Source organism: Haladaptatus sp. DYF46, assembly GCF_021083305.1.
Taxonomy (GTDB): Archaea; Halobacteriota; Halobacteria; order Halobacteriales; family Haladaptataceae; genus Haladaptatus.
In genome coordinates, this window is record NZ_JAJFAY010000003.1 from 396,488 (window position 1) to 420,203 (window position 23,716).

Sequence of the window (23,716 nt, forward strand, 5' to 3'; positions counted from 1 at the left end):
TTCGGAGTCCTACTCGGTGTCGGCCTCCGCGTTCGTTCCTCCCTCGTTCGTACTCGCTCCATGGGGTAGGTCTCGCGCCGAAGCGGGGTTCGTCCCGACGGATTCGCCCATCGAGACGGTCGGCGTGAGCGGCTTCCCGTTGAGGAGTTCTGGAAGGGCGATGCGAACCGTCTCCAACATCATGATGAACAGTATCGGCAGCAGGAAGAAGCCGTACCAACCGAAGAGGATGGGGCCGAGGAGGTACGCGAACATCATCATCACCATGTCGAGTTGCCGGCCGGTGATGTACGGTTGGAGGAACGTCTGTGGAAGCGTGTCGAGGAGGAGGAAGTAAGCGACGAGTACGCCGCCGACGAACACGAAGTGATTCCCGCCGGCGTTCATCGCCTGTATTCCGAGGTAACCGACGACCGGCAGGTAGACGATTTTCCCGACGACGATGGGAATCAGACTGGCGATGCCGGTGAGAAACGCCAGTGCAAACACCATGGGGATGTGAAGTCCCGCGGGTGCGACGAGGTTCGTTCCCCAGTAGGCGATGGCCGCGATGACGGTCATCCCGACGACGAAGAGCAGGTTGCCGAAGAAGACGGATTCGAGGTCCTCGTCCACGGCGACGGCGTAGGCGTACGCCGTCGTGTCCCTCCCCCCGAACAGCTGGGTGAGCCCCGAGGAGAGTTGGTCGTCGTTTTTCAGGAAGAAGTACGAAAGCGTCACCGAGAGCGCGATGAGCATCAGCGCGCCGATGACGCCCGATGTGACCTGTACTCCCGACTGAAGCACCGTCTGAACCGTCTTTTGCGGGTTCGAGACGAACTGCTGTGGATGCTGCATGGCGGTGAGCACCTGTTGTTGTTGTTCTTGCGGAAGCGCCCCGAGATAGTTCGTGACGAGCGCCGTATCCGTGGCTCCACCGAACGCTTGCTGTGCCTGCTGAAACAGGTGAAACCCGGCGTAGAGTATGAGGAGGAAGATGGGAAGGAACACCACGAGGAGGGTCAATCCGGCCACCAACCCGTCGGAATCGAATATGACGTTCACCCGTCGATAGATGGGGCGGGTCGCGTAGTAACCGAAGACCCCGAGAACCACCATCCCCACGAACGAGTAGGCGACGAATCCGGCGACGAGCGCGAGCAGGAGGACGAAAATCCACCATCCGAGACGACCCCGGGGCGGAAGCGTGTCGAGACGAACGTCTACCATTGTCTCGTCTAAATCTCTCCTCCCTGCAAACAGTTGTGGCCGCGGTTCTGCGCGAGACACGACAGACCGTATAGGAGGGTCGAATTCGAGCGATACGGGCGATTCTGCGGGGGGATATATAACCAACGTGCATTTGCAGCCCCCGCGATTACTGATTTCCCCCGTGTCCCTTTCGAGGGAGAAAAAACGATGTTCTACCACGACGATGAACTCCAGTACGAAGTGACGGTCGAGGAACCGGACCCCCAATTCGCCAAGATGCTTCAACAGGCCATCGGCGGTGCGGAGGGAGAAATGCGAGTCGCGCTCCAGTACATGTTTCAGGCGTTCGCGGTGCCCGCCGACAAGAGCGAGTACCGACAACTGCTGATGGAGACCGCGACCGAGGAACTCGGACACATCGAGATGCTCTCGACCGCGGTCGCCAAGAACTTGGAAGGGGCGTCCGAGGAACAGCGCGAAGCGGCGCGCGAGGACGCGGTCATCGCCGAGATGATGGACAGCGGCCAGCCGCGACAGGCGCTCTCGGCGGGACTGCACGCGATGCCCGTCGACTCCAACGGCGTTCCGTTCAGCGGCGGGTACGTCGTCGCCAGCGGCAACCTCGCGGCGGACATGTACGCGAACGTCATGGCCGAATCCACGGGACGAACCCTCGCCGTGCGGCTCTGGGAGATGACCGACGACCCCGGCATGAAGGACATGCTGTCGTACCTCATCGCCCGTGACACGATGCACCAGAATCAGTGGCACGCGGCCCTCGAAACGATGGAGGACCACGTTCCGGTCCCGAACAGCTTCCCGCAGGAGAAGGAAAACCAGGAGTACAACTACGAGTTCATGTCCACGTCGAAGGAGGAGCGGCCGAACCCCGACCAGCGCTGGACGCAGGGCGAGTCGGCAGACGGCAAGGAAGAATTCTCCTACGGCCGTCAACCGGGCGGCGGCACGCCCGACCTCGAAGAAGTCATCGACGCGATGCACAACGAAGTGAACTGACCGGAATCGCCGACCGAATCGTTCACACTTTTTCTCGCGGTATCGTACGACTCGTCGAAATCGATTCCGAAACGCACCGACGACCCGACTTCTGGAGTTATGTCGCTTTCCGGTGTATCGACGGGGCGATCGTGATCGCCGTGACTGCTGATTACGTGAAACAGGCGCAAAGCCTCGCCCTTCAGGGTGGGGATACGCGCCGTAATTCCCGCTAATCTTCCGTCGTCGAAATCAATAGGGCGAACTCGTCATCTCGCTCTCGGCGCTGTTCTCGACCGCGAGCGCCATCAACGCGACCCTGTTCACGAGCGCGCAGTTCTCCGATCGCCTCATCGAGAACGGTCTCCTGCCGAAGAAACTCGACGCCAGCTCGCTGGACGAGTTCCACGTGGGCGAGGACCTGCCCAAGCGCATCATCGTGATTCTCGGCGTGCTGACCGCGGCGTTCACCGTCGTCGGCAGTTTGGAGGGGATCACGTCGTTCGCGTCGCTGACCTTCATCGTCGTCTTCGGCGGCATGAGCTACCTCGCGTTGACACAGCGCGATCACGAGTCCGTCTCGGCCGTCCCGCCAGCAATCGGCCTGTTCGGGACAGTTCTCTTCCTCCCAATGATGCTCTGGCATCTCTTCTCGGCCCAGCGCGGCGTCTTCTACACGGTCGTGGCGCTCGCCATCGTCTCCATCGTCGTCGAACTGGCCTACTTCGAGACGGACCTGTTTGCGACGACTCCGGAGGATCAATCGTCCGTCGGCGGCGACTGATGCCAATCAGAGGAAACTACATTAGTTCCTCCGGTCCTATGATATCAATATGGTCTCTCGAGATTTCGCGAAAGATTCGGACAATGGCCATGTCGCAGCCGCGGATGCGTTCGTATCTCGAGCGCGATCGTACCATCTCGATACAATCGTTGAGCTCGTCGTCTTCGGCTCCACGGCACGTGGCGACACACATGGTCTGGCGAGTGATGTCGACATCTTTGTTGTTCTTTCGGACACCTCTGACCAAGGTACGATTGCTGACGACCTCCGCGATATCGCCTACGACGTAATGCTTGAGTATGGTCCCGTTGTTGAGCTCCATATCGTCTCTCAATCCGAATTTGACCGGTTGCGAGCCGAGGGTAACCCATTCGTCCAAAACGTTTTCACAGAGGGGCAAATGTATGCCTGATCCTGACGACAACCAGCCGGACCAAGCAGCGATCAATGACCAACTGCAGCAAGCACACCAAGCACTTTCGGATGCAACTGGCGCTCGCGACGCTGATCTTTCAGATGCAGTGGTCATCAATCGGATCTACTATGCATGCTTTCACGCAGCGCAGGCTGTGCTCTATGACCGTGGATTCAACCCTGATTCACATGGTGGCGTTTTGTCACTCTTTGGCTCCGAGGTCGTCGTTGCCGGCGATGCGGATCGAAAGGATGGAAGATTCTCAAATCGACTCTCCGAACTGCGACGACAGGCTGATTACGGCTATGGAACACTTGATCAAGATATAAATGCACTCATAGCACGTGTTCAGCAGTTCGTTTCCGTAATGGAAACTCTCTGCTCTGATTCTGAAAATTAATCTGTTTCTATCTGCTCCCCCCCCCAAAATTCGGAAGCACCTTCTCACTTCTGAATCCTCTTTGCTTCCGGACGAGATCGAAATAACGGCCATGCTAAATGGTCATCATTTCGTCGAGGTAAGTATCTCAAACTCTCAACGAACCAGTGTCTATCGGTGTGAGAACCCTCTCCTTTCAGAGCGGAAAAGACGCCACAGACCTACTTCTGTGGGGTTGATGTCGTCAACTGGTGTTCCAAAGGAGGAACTAATTACTATCGTCGTCGTCCGAATTCGGTTCGATATCGTCGTCGTTATCCGTGGGACCCGCCGCCTCCGACGGTTCGGCCGCCGACGGGGACTCGTTGGTCTCTGTAGTAATCGAACCGGTTGACGCGCTCGCGTCCGAGGATGCCGCCGCCGACTCCTCACTCCGTTCTTCCTCCGGAGTGATTCCGTGTGCGTCCTCCACGTGTTCGTAAAGTTCGTCCTCTCGCTCGAACTCCTCGTCGCAGTGGTCGCACGAATACGCCTCTTCGTTGGATTCGGTTGCCATATCTTCGGCTTCTCACGCGAGAACCGAAAGGGTTGTACTGGCACATGCAACCTCACCCTATGCCCACCCCTTTCACCACCGTTCGAACGACACCGACCACCGATACAGTCGGTCGAAAATCGGTTTCGAAACCGGCGGTGGAGATTTAATACAACCGAGACTGTCTTTCTATGCCATGGGATACATTGTCAAGATGCCCAAGTTGGGACTGGAAATGGACTCCGGGACGCTCAACGTTTGGACCGTTTCCGAAGGCGATACGGTGGAGGAAGGAGCCGTCGTCGCCGAAATCGAATCGGAGAAGACGACGGCCGAAATCGACGCCCGCGAGGACGGCGTCCTTCGACGGGTCTTCGTCGAGGAGGGCGACGTGACCGACCCGGGAGCACCGCTCGGCATCGTCGCCGCGCCGGATGCGGATATCGACGACTTGGTCGCGGAAGTCGAGGGTGAATCCGCGGAAACCCCATCCGAGGCGTCCGCCGAAGACGCGGATTCGAGTCCCGCACAGGAGGACGACGCACGGGTCACCACCGACGGTTCGACCGCACCGGTGAGCGAAGTCAAGGCGACGCCGCGAGCGAAGCGACGGGCCGAGGAACTGGACGTGGACCTCACGGCCATCGACGGCACCGGGCCGCAGGGTGCCATCGCAGAAAGCGACGTCGAGGCGGCGGCCGAGGACGACTCGTCCGAACCGACCGACGATGTGAAAGCGACACCGCGAGCGAAACGGCGGGCGGAGGAGTTGGATGTCCCGCTCCACACCGCCGAGGGGACCGGGCCACAAGGGGCCGTGACCGAGGGCGACGTGGAGGCCGCGGCGGAGTCGATGGAAGGAGAGGCGGCCGAAGCCGAGGCGACTTCGACCGAGCCGACGGGCGGAGAATCGACCGCTGCTGCGGCCACCGACGTCCCCACGGAACGGGTGTTCGCCACGCCGAGCGCCCGCCGACTCGCACGCGAGTTGGGCGTCGACGTCGAAACCGTCGGCGCGGAAATCGACGGCCGTCTCACGGAAAGCGACGTCCGGATGGCGGCCGAGGGGACGACGAGCGACGAGGCCGAGACGGTGCCCGGAACGCGGGAAGAGGAACGGCCGCTGACGGGGATGCGCAGCACCATCGCGGAGCGTCTGGGACGGAGCGACCGCGAAGCGGTCCACGTCACCGAACATCGGTCGGCCGATGCGGAGGAACTCCTCGCCGCGGCGTCCGCCGCGGACGAGGCGCTTTCCCCCGACGTGTCCGTGACGGACGTCCTGTTGACCGCGCTGTCGGCGACGCTCGACGCCCATCCCGAGTTCAACGCCACCTTCGAGGACGACGTTCACCGATTGCACGAGGCGCACAACATCTGCGTTGCCGTCGATATCGACGCCGGACTCATCGCGCCAGTGATTTCGGACGTGGACGCGCTCTCGCTCTCGGACCTCGCGGCGAAACGCAGGGAGGTGACCAACCGGGCGCTCTCGGGCGAGTACACGATGGACGACCTCACGGGCGGGACGATAACCGTCTCGAACCTCGGCGTCCTCGGCGTGGAGCGCTTCGACCCGGTCATCAACCCGCCCCAAATCGCCATCCTCGGCGTCAACACCATCAAACGCGAGGTGGTCCCGACCGAAGACGACGATGTCGCCGTCCGCAAGCGCATCTCCTTCTCGCTCTCGTTCGACCATCGTATCGTGGACGGCGCGGACGCCGCACGGTTCCTCGGGACGCTCGTCGAACGCGTCGAGAACCCATGGCCGCTCGTGATCGCGGCGGGCGAAAAATAACGCGGAAGACGGATTCTCTTCCGGGAATCGCATTACTACGCGCGGAAGAGTCCTTCCTTCGCGCCCCGTTCTATCACCGCGTCGATGTCGACGAGTCGCGGTCCGTCGGCGACGGGGCGCAATCGGACGGACGCATCGCGCACTTCGAGTTCGCGTTCGCCGTCCGCACTGATGACGCCGGTGGCGACGTCGAATTCGAACGCTTCGCCGTCATCGAGCGTGCGGTACTCCTCGACGGGAATACGCGAGAGAACGCCCGGAACCGTGACCGCGTGTACCTCCCGTTGCGGTTCGCTCGTCGTCCCCAACCGGAATCCGATGCCGCCGGGGTCGTCGGGACGGCGGACCGCGAGTCCACCGGCGATGCCGGAAAGGCCGATTTCGCTCGGCGACGCCCGCGAGACGACGCCGCCGACGACGTCCTCCGGGTCGAGAATGGCTCGGGTTCCGACGAACTGCTGGTCCATAACCCCGAGCGTTGCGAGCCCTCGGATGCGGCGCTCTTCGCTCCCGTCGTCCACGACTGCTTCGACGGTTCCGTGCCGAATCGTCGTCTCGTCGGCGGGCACCGCACCGCTCGCGATGAGTCCCGTGGCGATACCGGCGACGGTTCCGTCGACCGCCGTGGGAATCACGTTGTTCGTTCCGGTAGAGATGCTCACGACGGGAACGTCCCCGATTCCGTGGGCGACGTCGCGATTGGTGCCGTCGCCGCCGAGAACGACCACGGCATCCGCCTCCTCCGAGAACCGTTCCGCGGCGTTTCGTGCGTCTTCGCCGGACGCCGTGACCGTCACGTCCAACAGGTCTACCGTGAGGTCCTCCGGAGCGCCGTTGACGATTCTGTCGGCGAGGCCGGCGTTGTCCGGCATGACGAGGACTCCGGTGTCCTCCGCCATCGTCAGTCCTTCGAGGACGCAGGTCGCCGTCCGCCGTTTCGCGTAGTTGCTACTGACGCTCGCGCCGCCCGTCAGTCGCCGGATGTCCCGACCGGCGACCGGGTTGACGATGAGTCCGACTGTCGGGGACACTTATACGACGCGGTCGATGGCCGCTTTCACGTCGTCCGCGTCCGGCAGGACTTCCTCCTCCAACGTCGGACTGAACGGGATGTGTACGTCCGCGACGCCGACGCGCTGAATCGGCGCGTCGAGGCTGAAGAACGCGTTCTCCATGACGCGCGTCGCGATTTCCGCGTGGGTTCCGTACGAGAGCGGGCTTTCGTCGGCGATGACGAGACGGCCCGTCTTGTCCACGCTCTCGGCGAGCGTCTCGGTGTCGAGCGGGTAGAGCGACCTGAGGTCGATGACCTCGACACTCGTTTCGCCCGCGAGTTCGTCGGCGAGTTCGAGCGACTCCCCGACCAACCGCTGCGTCGCGACGACGGTCACGTCATCGCCTTCGCGTTCGACGCTCGCCGTCCCGAGCGGGATGGTGAAATCCTCGTCGAGCGGAACGTCGCCCGTCTGTTCGTACATCGCCTTGTTCTCGAAGACGAACACCGGGTCGTCCGAACGGATGGCCGACTTCAACAGGCCCTTCGCGGCCCGCGGCGTTCCGGGAGCGACGGCGATGATGCCCGGGAAGTGTGCGAACCACGTGTGCAGCGTGCCCGAGTGCTGACTCGCGGCACCCATTCCGCCGCCCTCCGTGGTTCGCACGGTGACGGGCATCTCGGTCTTGCCGCCGAACATGTAGCGGTTCTTCGCCATCTGGTTGATTATCTGCTCCGAGCAGACGCCGAGGAAGTCCGCGAACATGATTTCGACGACGGGCCGCGTTCCCGTCGCCGCGGCACCGACCGCCGCGCCCATGAATCCGGCTTCGCTTATCGGCGTGTCCCGAATGCGGTCCTCGCCGAAGTCGTCCACGAGACCGTTCGTCACTTCGAAGACGCCGCCGAACTCGCCGACGTCCTCCCCGATGACGAAGACGTCGTCGTCGCGGTTCAGTTCCTCCCGCATCGCGAGGCGAATCGCCTCGCGGACCGTCATCTCCTCGGTGTCAGACGGTCCCGAGGAAGGCATGCTTTCGGTACTCATCGGTCCTCACCTCCGTCGGTCCGCATCTGTCGTGCGAAATCGTTTATCTCGGGTACGTTTGCGTTGAACATGTCGTCGTATGCCTCGCTCGGTTCGGGGTAATCCGCTTCCTTGGCTTTCTCCGCCGCTTCCTCTACCTGCTCGCTGATTTCGGATTCCATCTCCTCGAACTCCGATTCGGTGATGGTTCCGGCGTCGATGAGCCGTTCTCTGAACTGCTCTATCGCGTCGTTTTCCTTCCAAATCGCGATGTCCTCGTCGGTTCGGTACGGCTGTTGGTCGCCCTCGAAGTGACCGCGATAGCGGTAGGTGTCTGCCTCGATGAACGTCGGCCCATCGCGCGCGAGCGCACGCTTCCGGGCCTCTTTCACCGCTTCGTAGACGGCCGTGACGTCCATTCCGTCCACCGTGAAGCCGGGGATGTTGTACGCCTCCGCCGTCTCGCTCAGGTTCTGGAGGTTGTGCTGTTTTTCGACCGGCGTCCCCTCGCCGAACTGGTTGTTCTCGACCAGGAATATCGCCGGGAGGTCCCACGTCGCGGCGAGGTTGATGGCCTCGTGAATCTGTCCTTGAGCGACGGCACCGTCGCCGAAGAACGCCAGCGCGACGGTGTCCTCCCCTTTGACCTGCGACGTGAGGGCGGCACCGGTGGCGAGCGGCGGTCCAGCACCGACGATGCCGTTCGCGCCCAACATGCCCGCGTCCACGTCCGCGATGTGCATCGAGCCACCTTTGCCGTTGCAGTAGCCGTCCGCCTTGCCGTACAACTCGGACATCATCCCCTCCAATCCGAGTCCCTTCGAGATGCAGTGGCCGTGGCCCCGGTGGGTGCTCGTGATGTAGTCTTTCTCCTCTAATGCCGAACACGCGCCGACGCCGACCGCTTCTTCGCCGATGTAGAGGTGTACGAACCCGGGGAGTTCTCCGTCGCCGAACAACTCCCCCGCTTTCGTGTCGAACGCCCGAATCGTCAGCATCCGACGTAACGCTTCTTTTTGCCCCTCTTCTGTTTCGATGTCAATTGCTACCATTGTCCATGCTATAGTTGCTACATCGGGCATTAACTATTATGATTGATTATGGACGTATCATCCTGAAAATCTGAACATTTGATAAAAACTTTCGCGCCTTTAGAAGGGGGTGTTGGCGGATACAACCACCCGATTTCGAACACCTCCTGCCTTCTCAAAAGGTGTCGCCGTGAATTCCGACGTCCGCGTGGAGTTCCTCCCGAACGGCGTCGTGAACGTGACAGAGGTCGTTCGCGCGACTCACGGCGGCATCTAGCGTCTCGTCGCTCTCGTCGGCTTCCACGCCGATCGTGAACCGAATCGCTTCGAGGTCGTTTTCGTCGTCGCGGTCCGCTTCCGCGTCTATTTCGATACGACCGAGACCGTCGGCATTCCGTTGCTGTGCTCCGATTCGAAGCGCCACCGTGTAGCAGGCGGCGTAGCTCGCGAGCAGGGTTTCGGTCGGACTCGGATCGGTTTCGGTGTCCGCGTCGATGGCGAGCTCGCTGCCGTCGATTTCGGAAACGGTTCTGAACCCTTCCGTCGAAGTCGTCGTGCTTTCGAGCATCGTCCGTTCCACGGTCAGCACCCATGTAGGGGTTATCGTTGCCCAGTACGGGCGACCATCCTCCCAAACGTGGAACCCCGTTCAGAGATACGAATCGTCGTACGACTCGGCCGACTTCGGTGTGTGAACGTTTCCGCACTCGGGGCATTCGATGTGGTCTTGGGCGTCACGCGTCGTATCGAGCGACCCGCAGTTTCCACAGAAGTAGCCGAATTGCTCGGTGAACGCCTCGTCCGTATAGGTGACGAAAAACGGGTTTTCGGTCCCCGATTTTGCTTCCCCCATGTTCAGGTACACCGTCTCTCCGTCGTCGGTCGTCGCGCTCAGCGTTCCGTCGTGAGTGTTCGTGTTCTCCAAGGCCACCTCCGTCGGTTCGAGTTCCTCCTCTGATTCGTCGTCCACTGCCTCCCGTTCGGTCGCATCGAGGGTATATTGATCCTCGATGAACGACTCGCCACCGTACTCGACCTGTTGACTTCCCGTTTTCGCAATGTTGAATTCGTCAAGAAACTCTGAACCTTCTCTGTTCGCTTCGAGGATTTTCACGTGGATTCGCTCTGCGTCATCCTCGCGTAACTTCTCTACTGCCGTTTCGAGTAACTCCTTGCCGACGCCTTTTCCACGGTGTTCCGGGTCTATGAGTATCCATCGTATCTCTCCTGTGTCGCCATCGAGATATCCTTCGATGAATCCGACGAGCGTCTCAAAATCCTCGTCTTCGAGCGCGAACACGTAGGCGTCGGAGCGCGTTAGCACGTTGGCAAGTCGATCGTCAGAGAACTCCTCGTTAACGACGTTCTCGATCTGTTGTGGACTCAGGGAGTACGAAGTGGTCATCGCGCTTCGCGCCAACTCGTGAATCCGCTCCGCATCGTTCGACGTGGGTTCGTGGAGTTTCATACTTCATCTTCCTCCCTGAAACGGATAAACTCGTGCCAGAACGGTTACGGTGCTGGGATAGATTCGACGTTGGCTCACGATGACGCCCTCCGGACGGACTCCCTTCGCGTCCATCTTTCTATCCAAACCTTAGTTTTATTATATTCTCACAAAACTATGAAAAAAGATATGAAACCCCGGTGAATACACCGACTCAGTACGGTGATTGGTACACAGTAGCAAGCCACTCTCCAAAGCGAGTAACGATATACGAACGACTGCCGCCCTGAACCACGATGTCACGGTTACAACCAGATACCAGCAGAACGGTCGAACAGTGTGATTCTCGCCAGCGCATCCGGAGCGTATGCCCGAGGGTTCCAACCACGAGCACCGATACGCCGAACGCCGACTCCCGCGAGGGAACGACCGATTTGGGGCCATGAACGGTCCGAAACGGGTGCCACGGCGGGGGTCCGGGTACAGCGACCGGCGGTGCCGTAACTGCGGTTCGTTCATCACCCCGGAGTTCGCCCGCGTCTTCGGAAACAACGACGACGAGGTGTTCGGTTGCTTCGACTGTCTATCGGCGACGGCGGTCAAAAACGGGGCGGCACGGGACGAACAGTCCGCACGTCACTCCTCGTCGGAGAGCGTACAGGTGACGAGATAATCGACCCGGTCGTCGTCGCTCGTGGTACTTTCGAGCGTGACCGGTCGGTCGGTTCCCCGCACCAGCCCGACGGCCACGAACGAGGGAATCGGATGGTCGAACCGGTCCACGGCACCGTACCGACTGTCGGTGATCGCGACGGTGACGCGTCCCTCCTCGGGGTCCACGTCCGGCGTCGCGCCCCCGACCAGTTCGAACCCCTCGACGAGCGCGTCGGCGAGTTGGTCCGCGAGTTCCGGGAGTCGAGTTTCGATATCGCCGACCATCCCCTCGAACTCGGCAAACAAGCCCGCCCCCGTCGGCGGAACGGCAACGCCTCGCTGGCGCTCGTCGTCCGTCGCGACGAACAAGGTGGCGGCGTCGTTTCCGGCGGGAAGGTCGTGGTTGCGATGCTGGGGGACGAACAGGCGCACGCCCGCGTCTTCGCCCGTCGTGTCTCCCGTCGGAAGGTAAACATTCGTCCCGGAGAGGCCGAGCGTCTCCACGAGTTCGGCACCCGTAGCGGCGTGGGCGGCGTAGGTCCGCTCGCCGATCGACGCCGAGACGAACTGCTCCGGGGTGAGGTAGTACGTGAGAACTGCGGCGAACAATCCCGTTCCGGCGAACGCGAGCAGGACGGTTCGTGACGCGGGAAGCACAACGGCAGCGAGAGCCGAGAGGACGCCGAGTCCGGCCATTCCGAGCGCGGTCCGTCGATAACTCGTCCGACGTGCACGACGATATTCGTCGCGCAACCGTTCGTTCTCCTCCGAGAGGAGTTCGAGTCTGGCGGTGAGGTCGGCCACCGATGCGGCGTCCGATGTCGCTTGGTCGTCGCGTTGCGTGGTCGATGAAGCGGATTGGTTACTCATGAGTTCTCTCCTCTACGAGTCCGAGCGCGGCGCGTTCGTACCGATGCAGTCCGTACGAGACGATGGCGAAGACGACGACGATGACGGCGACTGGCACCAGAAGCCGGTTGCTCGACCGAAGGCTCGCCAGCGCCCCCGCGCCGAACAGGGCGGCTATCCCGCTCGTGACGGCGACGCGCCAGTACGGTCGGTCGAACGTGAGCGACGGACCGACGAGCACGGCGAGGAGACCGAGTTCGAGCGCGAAAAGATATTCGACGGCCATCCCGTCGGCGAGCGCGGCGACGACGAGTTGCCCGAACGCCACGGTGTAGAGCGTCGGCACGATGTACCAGAGCAGGAAGAACACGATTCCCGCGAGGAATCCCGGCAGGCCGGTGGCGACGGTACAGAGGATCGCGACGAGGAGCGCGCCGATGCCGCCGAGCCACGTCGGTGTCTCGTGTCGCATCGCTACTGCCCCCTGACGGCCGTTTTCCTCGTTTGGCGCGTTTCGGCCAGAACCGATTCGATTCGGTCGGCCGGACCGACCTCGAACGCGGACACGCCATCGATTCGAGCGATGTCACGGCGGAACTCCTCGAAATCGACGTACTCCTCGTATGCCGTTTCGACGGTTCGGACGTCCCTTCGCTCGAACAACACCGTCGGCGCGAGGAACACGAGGACGTGTTCGGAGTGGCGACGGGCCGCCCTGACCGCCTCTCGGACCTCCATCCGATGCGTATCGTCCGTGAGGATGACGGTCACGAGCGACCCCTGAATCCCCCGGAGATACGTTCTGATCGTCTTGTAGAGCGGGTCGTCTTCGACCCGCTGCACGTACCGTTTCGAGTCGGTAACGTAGGGGAGGAGGGTCCGCCCGAACGACGAATCATCCCTTCGGAGTCGACTCTCCATTTCACTCGCTTGGCGAGGCGTCCGGGTCCGATCCGTTCTCCCTCTCGTGGTGCGTGCCGCGGCTTCGCCGTTTTCGTCCATCTCTCCGTCCCCCGTAGGAGTCGGAACGAGGTCGTGTACATCCGTTTCGACGTGGCTGTAGTGACGCGCGCTCGCGTCCGGTTCCCGGACGGTCGTCACGCCGCCGTCGCCCACGGTGTAGAGGGAAATCGGTTCCGTGTTCGCCCGTGCGTTATCGATGTAGGCGAGCGCGACCTGCCGAAGGTAATCGAGTTTCGTCTCCCCCGCCATCCCGATCTCCATCGACGACCGAGTATCGACGACGAGAGCGGTCGAGAGGTCGGTTTCCGCGTCGAACTCGCGGACGTGCGGCTGGGCCATTCGGGCGGTCGCCTTCCAATCGATTTGACGAACCGTATCACCCGGCACGTACTGTCTGATCTCCCCCGGGTCGAGACCGACGCCTCTCTCGCCCGTCTTGTGCTCGCCGAACGCGGTGGACATCCCTTTACCGGCCATGCCGACGTGAAGCGACCGAGGGCGGCGCGGAACGACGGTTACGCTCGCGTCGTCCCCCACCGGAACCGTCGAGCGGAACAACCCGGCTTGGTCGGTGAGCGTCACGGTCGGCGGCGCACATTCGAACTTCCCGGCGACCGGCCAGCGAAGCGAAAACGTCGTCGTCGCCTCCTCTTCCCCCGCGGCGAGGCGAAATCGTCGCTGGGTCGGGTCGCGCACGGTTGCGGCCACCGGTGGCTGTGCTTCGACCGTCATAGAAAGCCCCACCGGCTCCGGGAGCGCCGCGCGGACCGCGACCGACAGTTCCTCGTCGGTACTCACGCGATTTCGGGACAGCGATTGGGTCAGCGTGAGGTCGTCCGTCGTCGCCAGTACGTCGTGCACGAACAGATACTGCTGAACGAGCAGTGACGCGCCGATTCCGGCCGCTCCGACGAGGAGTAACGGCCGGTCGAAAAGCCACGCGCTGCCCGCGAGCAGACAGACGAGAACCACTCCGGTTTCGTATCGGCGTGTCACCTCCATACGTTTCATACCGATGCCCTCCCAATTTAATGTACTGTATTATCCCTCGATAGCTGACCGTCGTGATCCGCCCACGGATGGGGGTTTATTTTCGTCCGTCTCGTCCGTCCGGTGGAGTTCGAATGCCCGACGAACACGAGCGGCTGACGGTTCGACGCTACCGAGACAGGGACAAGAACGCCGTTTGGCGGGTTCACGACCGCTCGCTCCGCGACTCGGCGATGTGCTATTCGCCGGAGTACAACCGCTACCTCCGGCACATTCCCACCGCGTTTCTCGAAGGCGACGGGGAGTTCCTCGTCGCGACGATGAGTACGACGGGGGACGACCGAACCGCGGGGACGGATGACCCCGATTCGAACGCGCGGACGAACGGCATCGTCGGAATCGGCGGCTTTCAGCCCCTCGAACGCTCAAAACCGGTAAATTCCGACATCCGACGGGCGCTCGATGCTGACGTTATGACCGCGCACGTTCGCAGCGTGGCGGTACTCCCGGACGCTCAATCGAGCGGCGTCGGAACCGTACTCACGACCGAGTTGGAGCGCCGCGCCGCCACGCGCGACTTCTCGCAGGCCGTCCTCTCCACGCCGGTGGAACTGACCGGCGCACACGGCTTTTACGAGTCGCGTGGCTACGAAGTCCTCCCGATGGCGGCGGAAGACGGGGACGCCGACTCCGATCACTACTGGTATCGAAAGTCGCTGGTGTGAACCTCCCGATCGGACGACGGCCCACGCTATCTCACGGGCTTCGGACTTCGATACTCCAGCGGACATCATTGGTTCTCGATAGTATCGATTTAAGAAAGAAGTAGTTTTTACGATGGCTCATGACACGATAGATGTGTCTCGGTCCATTGCAGCGCTCGGTCTTTTCGCCCTCCTCCTCGTAGCGACGGTTCTACCCGCACAAGCGGCTGTTTCAGCGACGGACGCCGCCCAGTTCACGTCCACACCGGAGCGAGTCGGAACGGTCCCGCTCGCTCGCAACAACACCACCGTTCATCACGAGGACCCCGACGACGCACGGTCGGAAAAGGATATGTCGAAACTCGAACGATGGCTGGCCGGTCGGCTCTCGTCACGACTCGGGGGGAGTACGCTCAATATCGAGCAGGGGCAGTACGACAAAGCGCAATCCGTGCTGGGAAACGACTACAACGACATGCTTGACAAGTACGTCGATGTAGCAGGGGAGACGGAGGGGACGGACGACGACCGGACCGCGAAAAATCTCCGGAAAACGAAGGAGACCCAACGCCATTACGTCTCGCGCGTTCAACGCTACCAGACACTGTACGACCGCTATCAAACGGCGAAACGGAACGGAAACGACGCGAAAGCGAGGAAACTCGCGCGCCGGCTGGAACGGTTGCAGAAGGATATCAACGGTACCAGCGGTAACTTGACCTCGCACTACGACCGCCTCTCGAACGGCACGAACATCGACACGAGTAACGAAACGAGACAGATCCGAAACGTCACTCGGTCCATCTCCGCAAAGCAAGCCGAGGTGCGCGAGTCGGAGTTCGTCACGACCAATCTGACGGCGACGGTCAACTCGACGAACGTGTCGTTTCTCGACCCGCTTCGCGTTTCCGGTCGGCTGACTGGCGAGAACGGCACCGGCCTCGGCAACCGCTCGATAGTGCTTCGTTTGAGTGAAAACCGCTCGGTACGGGTTCGAACCGCCGCCAACGGGACGTTCTCGCTCGTCGGCCGACCGGCGGTGGTGGCAGTCGGCAACCGAAGTTTCCGAGTCGCATACGATCCGGCCAACCTGTCCGCTTATCTCGGTTCGAACACGACGGTTCAGGCGACTGTCTCGAAAACCACTTCCTCCATTCGAATCTCGAATCACACGAATCGAACGCGCTACAACGACACGGTGTCCGTTTCGGGGCGCGTCACTACGGGATGGGTCAACGTATCCGACGTTCCACTCGCCGTCTACGTCGGGCGAACCCGAGTCGGAACGACGCACACCGGTCCGTCCGGGTCGTACTCGTTCAGTACTCCGCTACCCGTGGACGTGCCCACTCGTGCAAAGAAGGTCCGCGTCTCCCTGCCGTTCGAGAACGGCGCGCTCACCGCGTCGAACGCGACGGCACCGCTCACGGTCGGGCACACGGCGACGAATCTCACGCTCTCCGGCACGCCCGGAGAGGGGAGGAGCGTGGACCTCTCGGGACGCCTCGAAACCGCGGATGGCGCGGCGGTGGCGGGCCAACGGGTACGGATTTTCACGAACGGAACGCAAGTCGCATCGACGCGGACGAACGAAAACGGGACCTATCGGGTCTCCCTCGTTCTGCCTCCCTCCCTCGTCTCCGCGGAGGGGAAAACGACGTTCGTTGCGCGATTCGATGGCCGAATGAAAAGCGTCGAGTCGGCACGGACGTCGAAGCGGTTCGCCGTTTCGACCCCCGAGAGCGGCCCGTTAGACTCGACGACGCGCGCTTGGTTGGTGAGTCTCGGTGTCGCCACCCTCCTCACCCTCGGCGGGTTCTTCCTCTGGCGCTCGGACATCGGTGGCGGCGACGATGCGGACGAACGCGACGATGTGAACGAACACGCCCCGGACGGAGATTCCGTCCCCGTCGCGGACGACTCCACACCGGACGCGGTGGTGTCCGCACGGACGTTCCTCGACCGCGCCCGGTCGGCGCGCGACGCCGGCGAGTTCGAAACGGCCGTCGAGATGGGATACGCCGCGACCCGAAACCGCTTTTCGGGTGCGATTCCGTCGGCCGCCTCGACCCACTGGGAGTTTTACAACGCCTGTCGTGAGGCCGGTCTCGGCGACGAGACGGTTTCCACCATCGGTGACGTGACCGAACGGTACGAACGGGCGGCGTTCGCCGCGAACCGCGTGAGCCGAGAGACGGCGACGGCCGTCATCGACGCGGCATCCTCGCTGGTCGGTGAGGAGGGCGTGACGGAGTAAGTCGCCGTTCGACTACAGAAAATCGTCCAGTTTGGCGTTGATCGTGGTCAGCGCCCGCTTCACGCGCGGCGGTGCGACCCGACCGATCGTGGCTTTGTACGGGTTTTCGCTCGGGTTGTAAGTGTATTTCAGTAGTTCGGGCCACTCCGTTTCGATGACGCTGTCGATGAGGTCGTACTCCGGCGGCGAGACGCGTGATCGCTCGACGTGCAATCCCGTCAGTAACAGGTCGTAGTTGACGAGCGGCGATACGCCCCTGATCGCGAAGTCGGTTTCCCGCGGTGCCAACGCTCCCCATCGCCCCATCCGCTGCTCCCAGTACAGGAGGTTCGCGGGCGAGATGTCGTACTCCTTCGCGTACTCGACTGCTCCGGGCAACCACTCCTCGATTTCGTTCCTGACGAACTCGCTGTCGGGATACTGGAGTTCGGTACAGAAGTGGTCCACCAAATCCGTCCCGCGTTCGGGCATCTCGTAGTTCACCTTGTAAATCGGCCCGTTTCCGCTCACGTAGAGGACGTCGTTCACGTCGTAGTTGTTGGAAAAGAACTGCACGTGTCTCGTCTTCGGTAGTACCCGCGTCCAACAGAGGTACTCCTCGAACGCCGCCCGAAAGTCGTCGTCCAGCGAACGGGGGTGGTGAATCGTGTAATCGAAATCCTGCTCCGCGGCGATTCGTTTGGGAATCTTCACGTCAGGGTGTTCGCCGTTCCCCCAGTCGGAGAACGTGTACCACGTCACGTCCCGGACGATGTCCCGTGAACAGGCCAAGATCATCCGCGTGTCGCGTCCGGCGGTAATCGGCGTGAGGAGGTGATAGTCCTCGTTGAACGACTCCATCGCGCTCGTGATGCGATCCGCGATGTACTCCGCTGGCGGTCGCTCGACCGTCGGGAAAAAGAGCGGTCGCCGTGAAACCTCCATCCCGTCGGCATCGAGAACGTGGTTCGGAAGGACGCATCGAACCTCCTGAAACAGCGTCTTATCGCCGATGAGGGCGCTCTCGTTGCCCTTGAACTGCGGCGTGTTCATGAACGACGTGACCGCCGTATTCTCCGTCAAATCGACGTCGACGGAATCGACCAGCAGTTTGAGCGAGGAGGTTACCAATCGGGAATCGGCGTGATAGTACAGGGATTTGTTCGCGACCGCATCCGGAACGACGGTCGTCGAGTCCTCCGTCGTGCGGATGATCGCGTAGCGGCCCGTAAGTGCCTGCGCGCGGCGGAGTACCCCCGTCACCCCCACCGTCACCGTTTCCTTTAGCCACTGCTCGATCGTCGGCCCGTTCGGAACGACGACGTCCCCGATGATTGCGAGTTCAGTATCGCCGTCCGACGCGTGGTGAAAAGGGAGAGCGTCGGAGTAGTATATATCGAAATCGCCCGAGATATCTGCATGAGAAAAACCCTCAGGGACAGTCGGTTGAAACAGGGGGTCACAGAGTAAAAATTGGTTCTGATGTCTCACACTCTTGTCCATACTCATGATGTCTTTCATCTCACAACTGATGGTTAAAGCTAACGGCCTATCAGACGCCTTGCGGCAAAAATCCATCCGCAGTCTGGTGATTTGATGCGGTTTTGGTATCAAATCTGTATGGTGTTGTCACACATGATGAAGCGGACATATCGTGTTTCGATTGGAATAATTCCGTCCCTCGTGCGTCCATGAAACGTCGACAGCCTCGGCTCGGCGGTCGGTTGTTGGAGGGCATTCGACCCGGGCGAACCTGACAATCAGTTGTCTATCGGCTGAGAAATGAACGAATCTCGGATGCAAGCGTGCCACACAGATGCATGCAAACGGCGACGAAAGCGGAAGAGATAATCGGCTCTGATGGAATACCCATAACCTGATAGAATGGCGGACCAATCTTCGGAGTCGTCTTCCTCGCTCAAGTCGGTTTCCCGCGGCGCGTCCTTCTTTATGGCCGGTAAAGGTCTCGACAACGCGCTTCGGTTTCTCCTCAACTGGGTTCTCGTGCAGGGTCTCGGGAGCGTGCTGTTCAGCGTCTACACGCTCGGGTTGGTCGCCCTGACCTTCGCGCAGGTGTTCACCAATCTCGGGACGAACCAAGCGATAATGAAGTTCATCCCGAAGTACGACGACGACCCGGTGAAACGCCGGCGGATGCTCGGCCTCTCCTATCTCACGTCGGTGCTCGCCGGTATCGTCATCGGGGCGGTTCTGTGGGTCGCCGCGCCGTTCATCAACGGGTACGTCGACCCCGCGTATCAGGACCACTTCGTCGACGTCCTGCGTGTGTTCGCCCTGCTGTTGCCGATCGACACGCTCATCAGTTGCTTCGGGAGCGTGTTCAAGAGCCTCGAAATGCCCGAGTATCAGGTCTTCGTTCGGAACATCCTGACCCCGCTCTTTCGCGTCGTCGGCATCAGCATCGCGCTCCTCCTCGGATTCCTCCTCGTCGGCGTCGTCATCGCTACGGTCATCGCCTCGGTCCTCGTGTTCTGTATCGCGGTCTACCTGATCCTCTCGAAGACCGACCTCAGACCGCAGTTCACCGCCTCGCGTTCGGAAGCGGTCGAATTCTACGACTTCTCGTTGCCGCTCACGCTCAACCACACCGGGCAGATCCTCGCGAGCAAAGTCGACCTGCTGATGGTCGGATTTCTGGCGAGCGCCTACATCACCACGAAGGACGCCGTCGGAATCTACAAAATCGCGTCCGTCCTCGCGGGGGTACTCCTCCTCCCGTTGAGCGGGTTCAGTCAACTGTTTCCACCCATCGCCTCCCGTCTGTACAACAACGACAAGATGGACGATCTGGAGGCGCTGTATCGCCGCATCACCCGATGGACGTTCACGTTGGGGTTGTTCCCGGCGGTCGGTGCCGCCATTTACGCGCGCGAACTGCTGGTCCTGTTCAGCGATTCGTTCGCCCAGCAGGGCGAAGCCGTCCTGCTGTTGTTCATCGTCGCGCAACTCTCCAATGCGAGCGTCGGTCCATCGGGTTACGTGCTGTTGATGACCGACCATCACTATCTCACGTTGGCCAATCAGTGGGTTCTCGGCGTCTGTAACGTCGTTTTGAACTACCTGTTCATCCAGCAGTTCGGCCTCGTCGGGGCCGCGCTCGCCTCCGCGACGGTCATCACGTTCATCAACGTCGTCCGCATCGTTCAGGTCTGGTACACCGTCCGACTGATTCCGTACTCCAAGCGCTACATCAAGCCGGTCCTGAGCGGCGGCGTCTCGGCGCTCGCGATGCTCGGCACGAAGTCAGTCCTCGCGGGTCACGTGGCGGGAATCGGGTCCCCGAAAATCGTCGCTCTCCTTCAGGGCTCGGTCGGGGGTATCGTCGGCCTCGTGGCGTTCGCCGGCGTCCTCTACCTCCTCGGCATCGAACAGGAAGATCAGGACTTCTTCGCGGAGAATCTCCCGACGTAGGCAACACACCGGTGTGTGCCTCTAATCAATCACCTACAACATGTGGAAACAAGTGACATTCGGCTTCCAGCCACAATCAGAGCGTTTTAATTAGGCGCGAGGGATTCCCCACTAGACCTTTGATATACGATGAGTGATCGAATTCATAGCATTGATACGCTGCGAGCCGTCGCTATATTCTTTATCGTGATTGCACACGTCCAACCGTTTCGAGGCTTCGGAACGTACGGAAATCACGTCTACTTCGTGTTGGACACCATCGGCCAATTCGACGTTCCGTTCTTTTTCCTGACGTCCGGATACTTCTTCGCGGAGACGGTGAACATCGATACCGTCAAATCCAGCGTGAGTAACTCCGTCAAGAAACTCGGCTCGATCTATCTGTTCGGGCGAATAATCTCTATAACGGCAGTGGTCGGTCTCGCGTTGTTCCGGGGCGTTCCGGTAGCGAACGCTCTCATCGCTCGCGGCATCGGTAGCATCTCCGCTATCGACCTTCTGTACTATGGAACTGCACTTGCCGTTCCGTTGTGGTTCCTGACGGCACTGATATTCTCGCTCGTCTTCCTCGGTTGTTTCGTCAAGTTCCGAAAAACCCGCTATCTGTTGCCCATCGCCGTGCTCGTTCACCTCGTCGGCCTCGTCGGAACGAATTATCAGATGATTGCGGACGTTCCGTTTCGAACACGGGACGCCCTCTTCTTCGGGTTCTTCTACGTCGCTCTCGGATACCACATCAGTTCGGTGGACTGGACACCGAACGAGAACCGTCGCCACATCTATCTCGTGGCGGTCTGCTTCCTTGCCGGTGTTCAACTCCTCGAGCAGTATGCGATCGGCTACGTTATTCGTGGTAACGTCCTTGCTCAAGAGATATACTCGACCGAGTACACGGTTTCGACGATATTTTTCGTTCTCGCCCTCTTCGCATACGTACTCTCGAACCCGGAGTGGGGGAGGGATACGATTCTTCCGAAAGTGGGACGACACGCTCTCGGGATATATCTGCTTCACGTCCCCGTAATCCGTCTCCTCCGGACGATGAACAGGGTTTGGAATCCGGCGATCGGAATCGACCTGACGTCGACGGTTCTCTGGCAATTGGCGATAGTGCCGCTCGTGTACGTCCTTTCGCTATCGCTCTATCTCCTTTTGGCCGAGATGCACGTCATAGAACTGGGCGGAAGCCACACTCCGTGGCTGTCTCGTATCCTATCACGCCTCCGGACTTCAGTGCAGGATAGCAAAGAAGCGCCCGCTCACGGAAGGTCTCTCGATGAAACCGCGTTACAACAGCGGACGGAAAACGATTGATTTTGACTGCCCGGCGCGTCGGTGAGACGGTCGATGCACGGAAAACCGATGTCTCGGACGAGAGTTTTTGGACCGTTACAACGCCCGGTGCCCACCTCGGGGACTACCCTTTCCGGCGAGTCGACCTCGTTTTCGTCGTCGCTTCGAGATGACTGATAGATGTAATCGAATCGATTTTGAGAATGTGGTCAGAATTTATTTTTCAGGCACATCCATTGTTTTCGTTGGCTCGAGGAAACTCGGCCACCACGCCTGTCGAAGTAGTGTCAGAGGCACACACGCTCTCTCGACAAGGTTGTGAACTGTGAATTCAGTTCACTATCGACTACCCGAACATCACGCTGCTATCGCATCGTCTCTAATCCCGACCGGACGTGGGCGTGGACCCACTGCCATGCTCGCGTGCTAATTTTCCCGGTCGGGATTTTAAGAGATTCGTGAGTCGTGTTTCTGTTCGTGACCGACGGCGGTTTTCAACCCCTGTCGGGATGGAAGCGAAACCAGTTCCGCAGTGCTGTGGTAGAGACACCAAACTTGTTGGAGAGGTATCAAATTTGCAAGGCTCTTTTAGTAGCCACTAGCCGTAGTTCGTTCCGGTCGCATGTATTTCATCACACGAAACGGAACGACGGTCCCCGCCCTTCAGTTTGGTACCGCTCGTATGAACACCGATGACGAACGTCGGCGGGTGATCTCCACCGCACTCGAAGCCGGCTATCGTCATCTCGATACCGCCCAAATGTACGGCAGCGAGTCCGCCGTCGGAGATGCGGTCCGCGATGCCGATCTCGACCGTGAGGAGGTGTTCATAACGACGAAATTATCCGGTGACAATCGAGCGCACGATGCGGTTATCGACTCCACGCACGAAAGTCTCGATCGACTCGAAACCGACTACATCGATTTACTCCTGATTCACTTCCCGAACGAGGACGTTTCACATCGGGAAACGCTCGAAGCGATGAACGAACTCGTCGCCGAAGGATCGGTCGAACAGATCGGCGTCTCGAACTTCTCGATCGCCCAGACTCGAGATGCGATGGATCATTCGGATGCACCGATCCGTACCAATCAAGTGGAGTACAACATCGACGAGCGGAAGGACGATCTCCTCTCGTTTTGCCTCGACGAAAATATCGTTCTCACCGCCTATAGTCCCATTGGAGGCGGTGATGTGCTCGATAACGAAACGCTCGATGAAATCGCGAGGAGGCACGATAAGACGGCGGCACAAATCGCCATTCGATGGTTGCTTCAACAACCCCTGGTTTCGCCGATCTCGATGTCGTCGAAGCCCGATCGTATTCGACGGAATTTCGACGTATTCGACTTCGACCTTTCCGATGACGAGATGGGGGCGCTGTTCGGAATCAACGGGACCCCGGACACGTCTCTCGGTTCAAAACTCGGCGTATAGCCTCGCACTCCCGATTTCAGGTCGATAAAATCGGAGGCTAGCGATTTCCAGTCGCTACGAGAACGAGCCCGAAAATCACTCCGATGCCGATGAAGATGGCACCGCTCATTCCATATAATTCTACGGTGTTGTACTGGAACTGTTCACCGTACTTTGCGATCGCTGCAGACAGCAGAAGGGTGAGCCCCGAGCCAGTGAGAACGGTTGCGAGATCGAAACCGATTGGATTACCAAGATCAGGCACAGGTTCAATTACCAACCGAGATGGATACGACTATTGCTTGCAGATACAAGCCCGTTCTCCGTCGAAACCGGAGTGAACATCCCTGAACGAGCGGTAGCCGAGCGGAAGTTCAGTTTCGAGGAGGTGCTCGCCGTTACGTGACCGATGTCGTCCGGTTTCGATTCACCCGTTTGCCGCGCTCGATCGTGTCGATACGATTGAACGTCGGAGTCTGTGTGAACGCGCACGTGGCGATCGGCCGTCAGTTGACGTCTATCTCAGGTTACGTCGATAATCGGTTCCGTTATTATCCATCCGAAAAGTGTGAGATTGT

Annotated in this window: 23 protein-coding genes; 11 read left to right on the forward strand and 12 right to left on the reverse strand. The window is 60.4% G+C overall.

Annotated features, from left to right (window positions below; all coding sequences use genetic code 11):
- Positions 1–9: 9 nt before the first annotated feature.
- A complete protein-coding gene (locus LJF34_RS17880) occupies positions 10–1,209 on the reverse strand; it encodes an AI-2E family transporter (RefSeq protein WP_231186663.1) in 1,200 nt (399 codons plus the stop codon).
- A gap of 189 nt (positions 1,210–1,398) precedes the next feature.
- Here LJF34_RS17880 and LJF34_RS17885 point away from each other — a divergent pair, with 189 nt between their 5' ends.
- The 4 genes from LJF34_RS17885 to LJF34_RS17900 all read left to right on the forward strand — a co-directional run bounded on the left by LJF34_RS17885 (position 1,399) and on the right by LJF34_RS17900 (position 3,786).
- The gene (locus tag LJF34_RS17885) at positions 1,399–2,208 is read left to right on the forward strand and encodes a manganese catalase family protein (protein ID WP_231186664.1); all 810 of its coding nucleotides are present in this window, start codon (positions 1,399–1,401) and stop codon (positions 2,206–2,208) included.
- A 388-nt stretch (positions 2,209–2,596) separates the two neighbouring features.
- A complete protein-coding gene (locus tag LJF34_RS17890) occupies positions 2,597–2,971 on the forward strand; it encodes a hypothetical protein (RefSeq protein ID WP_231186665.1) in 375 nt (124 codons plus the stop codon).
- 49 nt (positions 2,972–3,020) lie between these two features.
- Positions 3,021–3,383, forward strand: coding sequence for a nucleotidyltransferase domain-containing protein (locus LJF34_RS17895; protein WP_231186666.1), 363 nt, complete (start codon positions 3,021–3,023; stop codon positions 3,381–3,383).
- On the forward strand, positions 3,376–3,786 hold the full coding sequence (locus LJF34_RS17900; protein WP_231186667.1) for a HEPN domain-containing protein: 411 nt from the start codon (positions 3,376–3,378) through the stop codon (positions 3,784–3,786). Before LJF34_RS17895 ends, LJF34_RS17900 begins: the two co-directional genes overlap by 8 nt.
- Before the next feature lie 247 nt (positions 3,787–4,033).
- On the opposite strand, the gene LJF34_RS17905 is transcribed toward LJF34_RS17900, so the two are convergent.
- Complete coding sequence (locus LJF34_RS17905) at positions 4,034–4,321, reverse strand: hypothetical protein (protein WP_231186668.1); 288 nt, start codon at positions 4,319–4,321, stop codon at positions 4,034–4,036.
- Positions 4,322–4,496: 175 nt separating this feature from the next.
- Between LJF34_RS17905 and LJF34_RS17910 the strand changes: the two genes are divergently transcribed.
- Positions 4,497–6,101 carry a 2-oxo acid dehydrogenase subunit E2 gene (locus tag LJF34_RS17910; RefSeq protein WP_231186669.1) on the forward strand — a complete coding sequence of 535 codons (1,605 nt, stop codon included), beginning with the start codon at positions 4,497–4,499 and terminating at the stop codon, positions 6,099–6,101.
- 35 nt (positions 6,102–6,136) lie between these two features.
- On the opposite strand, the gene LJF34_RS17915 is transcribed toward LJF34_RS17910, so the two are convergent.
- The 5 genes from LJF34_RS17915 to LJF34_RS17935 form a co-directional block, all read right to left on the reverse strand.
- Positions 6,137–7,132, reverse strand: coding sequence for an NAD(+)/NADH kinase (locus tag LJF34_RS17915; protein ID WP_231186670.1), 996 nt, complete (start codon positions 7,130–7,132; stop codon positions 6,137–6,139).
- Positions 7,133–8,143, reverse strand: a complete 1,011-nt coding sequence (locus tag LJF34_RS17920) for an alpha-ketoacid dehydrogenase subunit beta (RefSeq protein WP_231186671.1) — start codon at positions 8,141–8,143, stop codon at positions 7,133–7,135.
- Positions 8,140–9,174, reverse strand: coding sequence for a thiamine pyrophosphate-dependent dehydrogenase E1 component subunit alpha (locus LJF34_RS17925; RefSeq protein WP_231186672.1), 1,035 nt, complete (start codon positions 9,172–9,174; stop codon positions 8,140–8,142). The genes LJF34_RS17920 and LJF34_RS17925 overlap by 4 nt, the downstream gene beginning before the upstream one ends.
- A gap of 154 nt (positions 9,175–9,328) precedes the next feature.
- Positions 9,329–9,721, reverse strand: a complete 393-nt coding sequence (locus tag LJF34_RS17930) for an OsmC family protein (RefSeq protein WP_231186673.1) — start codon at positions 9,719–9,721, stop codon at positions 9,329–9,331.
- An 81-nt stretch (positions 9,722–9,802) separates the two neighbouring features.
- A complete protein-coding gene (locus LJF34_RS17935) occupies positions 9,803–10,621 on the reverse strand; it encodes a GNAT family N-acetyltransferase (RefSeq protein WP_231186674.1) in 819 nt (272 codons plus the stop codon).
- Between the two features lie 346 nt (positions 10,622–10,967).
- Between LJF34_RS17935 and LJF34_RS17940 the strand changes: the two genes are divergently transcribed.
- Positions 10,968–11,273: a hypothetical protein gene (locus tag LJF34_RS17940; protein ID WP_231186675.1), complete on the forward strand. Its 306-nt coding sequence runs from the start codon at positions 10,968–10,970 to the stop codon at positions 11,271–11,273.
- Here the strand turns inward: LJF34_RS17940 and LJF34_RS17945 are convergent.
- From LJF34_RS17945 to LJF34_RS17955, 3 genes are read right to left on the reverse strand one after another with little or no spacing between them, the layout of a single operon-like run.
- Entirely contained in the window at positions 11,237–12,124 is an 888-nt protein-coding gene (locus LJF34_RS17945) for a hypothetical protein (RefSeq protein WP_231186676.1), read from the reverse strand. The genes LJF34_RS17940 and LJF34_RS17945 overlap by 37 nt on opposite strands.
- Positions 12,117–12,575 (reverse strand): hypothetical protein, encoded by a 459-nt coding sequence (locus LJF34_RS17950; RefSeq protein ID WP_231186677.1) that lies wholly within the window; start codon positions 12,573–12,575, stop codon positions 12,117–12,119. Before LJF34_RS17950 ends, LJF34_RS17945 begins: the two co-directional genes overlap by 8 nt.
- Positions 12,576–12,577: 2 nt before the next feature.
- Complete coding sequence (locus LJF34_RS17955; RefSeq protein WP_231186678.1) at positions 12,578–14,068, reverse strand: DUF58 domain-containing protein; 1,491 nt, start codon at positions 14,066–14,068, stop codon at positions 12,578–12,580.
- A gap of 122 nt (positions 14,069–14,190) precedes the next feature.
- Here LJF34_RS17955 and LJF34_RS17960 point away from each other — a divergent pair, with 122 nt between their 5' ends.
- Complete coding sequence (locus LJF34_RS17960; RefSeq protein WP_231186679.1) at positions 14,191–14,781, forward strand: GNAT family N-acetyltransferase; 591 nt, start codon at positions 14,191–14,193, stop codon at positions 14,779–14,781.
- A gap of 133 nt (positions 14,782–14,914) precedes the next feature.
- Complete coding sequence (locus LJF34_RS17965; protein WP_231186680.1) at positions 14,915–17,017, forward strand: carboxypeptidase-like regulatory domain-containing protein; 2,103 nt, start codon at positions 14,915–14,917, stop codon at positions 17,015–17,017.
- A 12-nt stretch (positions 17,018–17,029) separates the two neighbouring features.
- Here the strand turns inward: LJF34_RS17965 and LJF34_RS17970 are convergent, their stop codons facing one another.
- A complete protein-coding gene (locus LJF34_RS17970; protein WP_231186681.1) occupies positions 17,030–18,505 on the reverse strand; it encodes a hypothetical protein in 1,476 nt (491 codons plus the stop codon).
- 375 nt (positions 18,506–18,880) lie between these two features.
- Between LJF34_RS17970 and LJF34_RS17975 the strand changes: the two genes are divergently transcribed.
- The 3 genes from LJF34_RS17975 (at position 18,881) to LJF34_RS17985 (ending at position 23,159) form a co-directional block, all read left to right on the forward strand.
- A complete protein-coding gene (locus LJF34_RS17975) occupies positions 18,881–20,428 on the forward strand; it encodes a flippase (protein ID WP_231186682.1) in 1,548 nt (515 codons plus the stop codon).
- A gap of 129 nt (positions 20,429–20,557) precedes the next feature.
- Entirely contained in the window at positions 20,558–21,742 is a 1,185-nt protein-coding gene (locus LJF34_RS17980; protein ID WP_255666221.1) for an acyltransferase, read from the forward strand.
- Positions 21,743–22,343: 601 nt separating this feature from the next.
- On the forward strand, positions 22,344–23,159 hold the full coding sequence (locus LJF34_RS17985) for an aldo/keto reductase (RefSeq protein ID WP_231186684.1): 816 nt from the start codon (positions 22,344–22,346) through the stop codon (positions 23,157–23,159).
- Positions 23,160–23,196: 37 nt separating this feature from the next.
- On the opposite strand, the gene LJF34_RS17990 is transcribed toward LJF34_RS17985, so the two are convergent.
- A complete protein-coding gene (locus LJF34_RS17990; RefSeq protein WP_231186685.1) occupies positions 23,197–23,403 on the reverse strand; it encodes a hypothetical protein in 207 nt (68 codons plus the stop codon).
- Positions 23,404–23,716 lie beyond the last annotated feature (313 nt).